Origin of the sequence: uncultured Agitococcus sp. (assembly GCF_937920075.1) — a bacterium.
Classification (GTDB): Bacteria; Pseudomonadota; Gammaproteobacteria; order Pseudomonadales; family Moraxellaceae; genus Agitococcus.
This window is the reverse complement of sequence record NZ_CALETI010000017.1, coordinates 1-7,794: the sequence shown is the minus strand read 5'-3', so window position 1 is coordinate 7,794 and position 7,794 is coordinate 1. Positions and strand designations below refer to the sequence as shown.

Sequence of the window (7,794 nt, the reverse complement as noted above, 5' to 3'; positions counted from 1 at the left end):
TCTTTCCCTACACGACGCTCTTCCGATCTAGATTTTTCTTGATAGTTTACCGTTAATGGGAAGAAGTCTTGGCCAGCTTTTGCTTCTTTAGCAGCAACCACAGCAACCAATACCGTCACACCACCCATAGTAATTAACACAGAGTTTGCTTGACGAGCAACACGACCCGTTTCTAAAACAACTTTATCACGACCGAATTGAAATTCTTTTGAAACAACATTAAACATTCATTGACTCCACATGTTTAATCCACAACGCTATATCCGTTTTAATGATTGATTAATCCTGACATAAAACGTTATCTAAACTTTTGATTTATAGATATTTGGATTTAAATTTTACTGTATTAGAACTTATGCAATTTTTGCTTATCTACTTATACATCAACCATTTTATGGTTACTTAGCATAGTAGCAATCACTCTTTTGCTTTCACAAAACAGCTTAATTGCTGTGCAAAGCATAAGTTCTGTTTATTTCAGCGTTTTTGTTTTCATGGAGGCCACTAAGAGTTGAGCATATAAAAAAACCCAAGTCTTAGTAGCCTCTCCATAAGCCTATAATTTTGTTGTTACGCTGTACACAACAAAGGGGGAGCTAATGCTCCCCACGTTGGGTTTACATGTTAATCGCTGATTTAATGACATTAAAAACTTAATGTTCACTAAACCTGTGAGTGACTTGCAAACCCTAATGTCTTAACGACGTAAACCTAATGCTTGGATCAATGCAGCATAACGAGCATTGTCTTTACGGTTTAAGTAGTCTAACAAGCTACGACGTTGGTTAACCATACGGATCAAACCACGACGAGAATGATGGTCGTGTTTGTGTGCTTTAAAGTGAGCTTGTAAATCGTCGATTTGAGCAGACAATAAAGCAACTTGAACTTCTGGGGAACCAGTGTCAGCTTCACCACGGGCAAATTTAGCCATGATGGCTTGTTTTTGGGCAACTGTTAATGCCATGTTAAACTCCACGAGATGCGTCAGTGATCACGTTTAGCCGTGCATCTCTACAGCTAACGTCAGAAAATCTCTTACTTAGACCCAATAAGCTCATGAGCCACAGATACCAAGTATCGAAGTCGGGTATTTTAACGATTAACGCAACATTACGCTATGGATTTTATGTAGAGAAATCGGGTTCTTGACAGTAACAAATGTCACTATCTTGAGTTATTTGATAAATTTGCTGAAAATCTGTTCAATGATGCAACCGTGCACGGCTGAACAGATTAAAATTAATACGATGTTTTCAACAATCGTCTTGGTGCTAGTAAACCATCATCGTTCATATAACCTACGCCCAAGAAACGATTTTGAGCATCAAAAATCAACACATCTTCATTAATTGGTAAGTTATTTACGCGAACAGGGTTGCCATGCAAAATATAATAACTGGCATTGTCACTTAAGGTGACTCGGGGCTTATCGGCAATGGCCGCCCACGGGGCTAAGAGTAGCTCATCTAATCCTGCCAAACCTTGCTCATCAGCAATTTGCTGCAAAGATTCTAATGTTAAATGCTCATCTAACTGAAAACAGCCACTCGCTAGACGACGCAATTCTGCAACATGCGCACCACAGCCCAACACATCGCCAATATCTTCAACCAAATTGCGAATATAAGTGCCTTTACTACAGGCAACTTCTAATTCCCAATATAATGGCTCAACGTTGAGTAGTTCTAGACGATAAATCTGCACAGTGCGTGGTTCACGGGCAACTTCTATGCCTTTACGAGCAAGCTCATATAGGGGTTTGCCATCTTTTTTTAATGCAGAATACATTGAAGGCACTTGTTGAATTGTGCCACGAAAGCGCGCCAATACTTGTTCAATTTGCTCAGCATTGAGTGTGGGCACTGATTTTTCTTCAATCACCTCACCTTCTGCATCAGCCGTGGTCGTCTTTTGTCCCAAACGCATCCGTGTTCGATACACTTTATCGGCATCTAACAAATGTTGAGAGTATTTTGTGGCTTCACCTAAACAAATGGGCAACAAACCCGTTGCTAAAGGATCTAAACTACCTGTATGCCCCGCTTTTTCTGCATTAAATAAGTGTTTAACACGTTGTAAGGCATAATTAGAGGTCATGCCTTGTGGCTTATCTAACAACAAAATGCCATCAATTGGGCGACGTACACGTTTGATTTGTGGTTGTTTAGTCATAAATGCCAAACTTATTCCGACGGCTCATTATTAGGATGATTGGCTTCATCAGCACTCACTGCTTGATGAATTAATGCGGCCATGTGATTACCACGGATCACCACTTCATCATAATGAAAACGTAAACGTGGAATCATACGAATTTGTAGGCTTTTGCCTAAAGCAGCTCGCAAAAACCCCGAAGCATGATTTAATACTTCTAAACTGGGTGCATAATCAGCTGTTAAATCTTTACCCAAAACCGTGACATAGACATCGGCATAACCCATATCTTTACTGACTTTCACCGCAGAAATGGTAATCATCCCTAAACGCGGATCTTTTAAGTCTCTGCGAATTAAATCAGCCAATTCACGCTGAATTTGATCCGCTAAACGTTGCATTCGTTGACTCACTAATGCCTCGACTAAATCATTACATCAAGCCACTCTAACCCTCAACGTATTTGAGGATTAGAGAAACTTATCAAATATTACAAAGTACGTTGTACGTGTTGTACATCATAAACTTCGATTTTGTCGCCAACACGGATGTCGTTATAGCCTTTAACCGCCATACCACATTCCATACCGTGACGAACTTCTTGCATATCATCTTTAAAGCGGCGTAAAGATTCCAATTCACCTTGGAAAATAACCACTTCATCACGCAAGACACGAATCGGTTTATTACGATAAACAATACCTTCAAGTACCATACAACCTGCGGCTGCACCAAAACGAGAAGAGTGGAATACTTTACGCACTTGAGCTACGCCCACAATCGTTTCACGACGTTCTGGCGTTAACAAGCCAGACATAGCGGCTTTTACATCATCAATCATTTCATAAATGATGCTGTAATAACGTAAGTCTACTTCGTCTTGTTGACACTTGATTTTAGCCGCACCATCAGCACGAACATTAAAACCTAAAATAAAGGCATTGGTTGACTCAGCTAAAGCGACATCTGATTCAGTAATCGCACCTACACCACTACTAACAATCCGTACTTTTACATCATCGGTAGATAAATCATTTAAAGCATTAGTAATCGCTTCTAAAGAACCACGTACGTCAGTTTTTAGAACGATATTCACTGTTGGCGCTTCTTGTTTACCCATGCTAGCAAATAAGTTTTCTAACTTCATGCCTTGTTGACGTGCTAAGCGGCTTTGACGCTCTTTATTGGCACGGAACTCAGCCACTTCACGGGCTTTACGCTCGTCACCAACCACAATAAATTCATCGCCAGCGTTTGGTGCTTCAGGTAAACCTAAAATCTCAACAGGAATAGAAGGGCCTGCTGATTTGGTTGGCAAACCACGTTCATCATTCATCGCACGGACACGGCCATAATATTGACCAGCCAATACTAAGTCACCTGCGCGTAAAGTTCCTTTTTGTACTAATAAGCTAGCAACCGCGCCACGACCTTTGTCAACGCGCGCTTCGATTACCACACCTTGTGCTGCACCTTCTTCAACCGCTGTTAACTCTAACAATTCTGATTGAATTAAGATGGCTTCCAACAACTCATCAATACCTTGACCTGTATGGGCAGATACTTTAACGATTTGTGTATCACCGCCCCACTCTTCAGGTACAACTTGTTTGACGGTTAACTCATTTAACACACGATCTGGATCAGCAGATGGTTTATCCATTTTGTTGATTGCAACAATTAATGGCACACCAGCAGCACGCGCATGGTCAATGGCTTCTGCGGTTTGTGGCATTACACCATCATCAGCCGCAACCACCAAAATAACAATATCTGTAGCCTTAGCACCACGAGCACGCATAGCAGTAAACGCTGCGTGGCCTGGTGTATCTAAGAAGGTAATCACACCACGTGGTGTGGTCACATGATAAGCACCAATGTGTTGAGTAATACCACCTGCTTCACCCGCTGCCACTTTGGCACGACGAATATAATCTAATAAGGAGGTTTTACCGTGGTCAACGTGACCCATGATCGTCACAACAGGCGGACGAGTACTTGCTTCACCATCATGATTCACATCATCAATCAAGGAGTCTTCAACAGCAGTCTCGCTGACATACTTAGCAGTATGACCCATTTCTTCAACGACTAAAGCGGCTGTTGCCTGATCAATGGCTTGATTTTGAGTGACAACTTCACCCATTTTCATCAACACTTTGATCACTTCTTTTGCTTTAACAGCCATTTTTTGGGCTAAATCAGCAACAACAATCGTTTCACCAATGGCAACTTCATAAACTTGTTTTTCAACAGGTTTTTCAAAACCATGCTGCTTGGAGAGTGCTGAACTTAATGCTTTTTGATTTGGACGGAAGGCCTGTTCTTCTTCGCGCTTTTTACCAACTTTAGACTTGCCACCACGACCTGTCGTATTACCACCACGACGAATTTCACGGTCTTCACGCGCAAAAGAATCTTCGTAAGCACGACCAACCAAACCACGAGCTAAAGGCACATCTTCCGAAGAACCTTTATCATCTTGACGCTCTTCTAATTCTGCTGCAATACGGCGAGCTTGTTCCAAGGTACGTTGACGAGCTTTTTCTTCAGCAGCTTTACGTGCCGCTTCCTCTTGCTTACGACGTGCTTCTTCTGCCGCTTTTTGTTTGGCTTGTTCAGCCTCACGCTTAGCTTTTTCTTCAGGAGTTTCTTCTTTCTTTTCAGACTTTAAGACAACACTTGGTTTAGGCACAGACAATTTTTTGTCTTTAGCATTATTATTTGCAACTGTTGCTTTTTTAGTTTGGTCACTACCTGCTTCTTCATTACCCTTAAGTGTATCTTCTTCGGCCGCTTTACGTGCTGCCTCTTCAGCAGCCTTACGTACCGCTTCTTCAGCAGCTTTACGTGCCGCCTCTTCAGCGGCCTTACGTGCTGCCTCTTCAGCGGCTTTATGTGCTGCTTCTTCTGCTGCTTTACGTGCAACAATATCTTGCGCTAAATCAGCATCTGTCGGTTTGACAAAAGTACGTGATTTACGCACTTCAACATTAACCGTTTTTGCTTTACCACCAGAAATAGGGGTTTTAATCGTGGTCTTAGTTTTACTTTTCAGCGTAATTTGCTTATCTTCTGAGGTATCACCATGACTACGCTTTAAAAACGCAACCAGTTGCTGCTTTTCGGTATCAGAGACAAAATCATCCGCACCACGCGTTCTTAACCCTGCATCTTTCATTTGAACTAACAAGGTTTCTACAGAACGATTTACTATTTGTGCTAGTTGTTTGACAGTTATTTCAGCCATGTGGCATGTCACTCCAAAACGATTCGGGAACTCACACAAACCTAAACGAGGTGCGTGAGTTTATACCTGAGGACTAAGACTTTTTAAGTCTGTTTTAGTCCTATGATTTATTGAAACCACGGTTCACGGGCTTTCATAATTAATTGGGCTGCTTGTTCTGCATCCAAGCCTTCAATATCTGCGATATCATCAATGGCTTGTTCAGCTAAATCTTCCATAGTAATCACACCACGAGCTGCCAAAGCATAAGCAAGTGGACGAGTCATCCCTTCCATTGCTAATAAATCATCGGCAGGTTCAGCTTTTTCTTGCGAGACAAGTGCCTGTGTTAACAAAACGTCTTTTGCTTTTTGACGCATGTTATTGACTAAATCTTCAGTAAAATCAACGATTGCCAGCATTTCCTCAATCGGTACGTAAGCAACTTCTTCGAGTGTGGTAAAACCTTCGCTCACCAAAATAGTTGCAATATGTTCATCAACTTCTAAATCACGAACAAAAGCATCAACAAATTGTTGTGATTCAGAAGCTTGTTTGGCATTAGCTTCCTCAATAGTCATGACGTTTAAACGCCAACCTGTTAATTCCGAAGCTAAACGGACATTTTGTCCTGCACGACCAATGGCTTGCGCTAATTGATCGCTGTCTACAGCCACATCCATAGCGTGTAAATCTTCATCTAAAACAATAGAAACCACTTCTGCTGGTTGTAAGGCGTTAATCACAAACTGAACTGGATTATCATCCCACAACACAATATCAACCCGCTCACCACCCAACTCCGCAGTCACTGCTTGTACACGAGTACCACGCATACCCACACATGCACCTACAGGATCAATACGATGGTCATTAGTTTTCACGGCTATTTTAGCACGAATACCAGGATCACGAGCGGCTCCTTTGACTTCAATAATTTCTTCGCCAATTTCTGGCACTTCTTTTTGAAACAAAGAGATCAACATTTCAGGACAGGTTCGTGACAATAACAATTGTGCACCACGCCCTTCACTGTTCACCGCATACAAAATACTATTCACACGTTCTTTGACACGAAAATTTTCTTTCGGCATCATTTGTTCACGCGCTAAATAGCCTTCTGCGTTGTTGCCCAAGTCAACAATCACCCCATCACGGGTAATTTTTTTCACTTCACCAGAAACTAATTCACCCACACGTTGACGATAAGCATCTACCACCAAAGCACGCTCCGCTTCGCGTACTTTTTGCACAATGACTTGTTTAGCAGTTTGTGCAGCAATACGACCAAATTCAATCGAAGGAATTTGCTCCTCGCGAACATCACCAATTTGCCATTTGCTGGTATCTACATCACTTATAGCATCCTGACAAGCTGGCATTTCATGGTCGTGATCGGCAACCACTGTCCAACGACGAAATGTATCGTAATCACCCGTTTTACGATTAATGCTGACACGCACATCCATCTCATCAATATCGTATTTCTTTTTGGTTGCAGCAACTAAAGCTTGCTCTAATGCCTGAAAAATTGCCTCACGTGCAATACCTTTTTCATTACTGACGGACTCAACCACCAATAAAATCTCTTTGCTCATACTACTGCCCTGATATAACAAAATTATTTAGACACTAGGAACCACATTGGCTTTATCAATTTGTGCGAAGGGAATACGAATCATCTGCCCTTCAAATGCCAACTCAATGGTATTATCAATCACAGCTTGAATAACGCCTTTATAACGACGACGCGCATTAATTGGCGCAACTAAGCGTAAATTCACTTCACTACCAACAAAACGCTGATAATGCGGCAAGGTAAACAATGGACGATCCCAACCCGGTGATGATACTTCTAACAAATACTCACCCGAAATTGGGTCTTCAACATCCAAAATACCGCTTACTTGATGACTAACCTGTGAACACCCTTCAACAGTGACTCCTTCTGCGCCATCAATATAAATACGTAACACCGAGCGTTTGCCCTGTGGAAAAAACTCAAGTCCCCACAATTCAAAGCCACAAGCCTCAACAGCTGGCTGCAACATTGTAATGAGCGTTTGAACTTTTTGCGAAACCGCCATGTACTTCTCTTCTTACTTTAGAACTTACACTGTCATTGTTTATTTGCTTACATATCAATCGTCTTTAACGCTGTTATGCTTACAAAACACCTAAGCCCTGTTCTTATCAAAAATAAAAAATGGGCATAACGCCCACTCTCATAAAGTCTATTACATATTAGCAGCATAGACTTTTTTCTGATCTTTATTGTAAAAATAAAAATCAGTTTCTTTCAGGTGCAAAAAAGCCCACATATAGTGGGCTTCTTTGACATAAAAACTTGGTAGCGGGGGCTGGATTTGAACCAACGACCTTCGGGTTATGAGCCCGACGAGCTACCA

Annotated in this window: 6 protein-coding genes; all 6 read right to left on the bottom strand. The window is 41.6% G+C overall.

Annotated features, from left to right (window positions below):
* Window positions 1-697: 697 nt before the first annotated feature.
* The 6 genes from rpsO to rimP all read right to left on the bottom strand — a co-directional run bounded on the left by rpsO (window position 698) and on the right by rimP (window position 7,473).
* Window positions 698-967, bottom strand: coding sequence for a 30S ribosomal protein S15 (gene rpsO / locus Q0212_RS00475; RefSeq protein ID WP_297920653.1), 270 nt, complete (start codon window positions 965-967; stop codon window positions 698-700).
* 275 nt (window positions 968-1,242) lie between these two features.
* Window positions 1,243-2,175 carry a tRNA pseudouridine(55) synthase TruB gene (truB, locus tag Q0212_RS00470; protein WP_297920651.1) on the bottom strand — a complete coding sequence of 311 codons (933 nt, stop codon included), beginning with the start codon at window positions 2,173-2,175 and terminating at the stop codon, window positions 1,243-1,245.
* An 11-nt stretch (window positions 2,176-2,186) separates the two neighbouring features.
* Window positions 2,187-2,570: a 30S ribosome-binding factor RbfA gene (gene rbfA / locus Q0212_RS00465; RefSeq protein WP_297920649.1), complete on the bottom strand. Its 384-nt coding sequence runs from the start codon at window positions 2,568-2,570 to the stop codon at window positions 2,187-2,189.
* 77 nt (window positions 2,571-2,647) lie between these two features.
* On the bottom strand, window positions 2,648-5,407 hold the full coding sequence (gene infB, locus Q0212_RS00460) for a translation initiation factor IF-2 (RefSeq protein ID WP_297920647.1): 2,760 nt from the start codon (window positions 5,405-5,407) through the stop codon (window positions 2,648-2,650).
* Window positions 5,408-5,514: 107 nt separating this feature from the next.
* Window positions 5,515-6,984, bottom strand: coding sequence for a transcription termination factor NusA (gene nusA / locus Q0212_RS00455; RefSeq protein ID WP_297920645.1), 1,470 nt, complete (start codon window positions 6,982-6,984; stop codon window positions 5,515-5,517).
* Between the two features lie 27 nt (window positions 6,985-7,011).
* A complete protein-coding gene (rimP, locus tag Q0212_RS00450) occupies window positions 7,012-7,473 on the bottom strand; it encodes a ribosome maturation factor RimP (protein WP_297920643.1) in 462 nt (153 codons plus the stop codon).
* Window positions 7,474-7,794 lie beyond the last annotated feature (321 nt).

Coding starts and splice junctions, on each gene's coding strand:
- rpsO (WP_297920653.1), bottom strand. CDS start 967: ATGGCATTAACAGTTGCCCAAAAACAAGCCATCATGGCTAAATTTGCC.
- truB (WP_297920651.1), bottom strand. CDS start 2,175: ATGACTAAACAACCACAAATCAAACGTGTACGTCGCCCAATTGATGGC.
- infB (WP_297920647.1), bottom strand. CDS start 5,407: ATGGCTGAAATAACTGTCAAACAACTAGCACAAATAGTAAATCGTTCT.
- nusA (WP_297920645.1), bottom strand. CDS start 6,984: ATGAGCAAAGAGATTTTATTGGTGGTTGAGTCCGTCAGTAATGAAAAA.
- rimP (WP_297920643.1), bottom strand. CDS start 7,473: ATGGCGGTTTCGCAAAAAGTTCAAACGCTCATTACAATGTTGCAGCCA.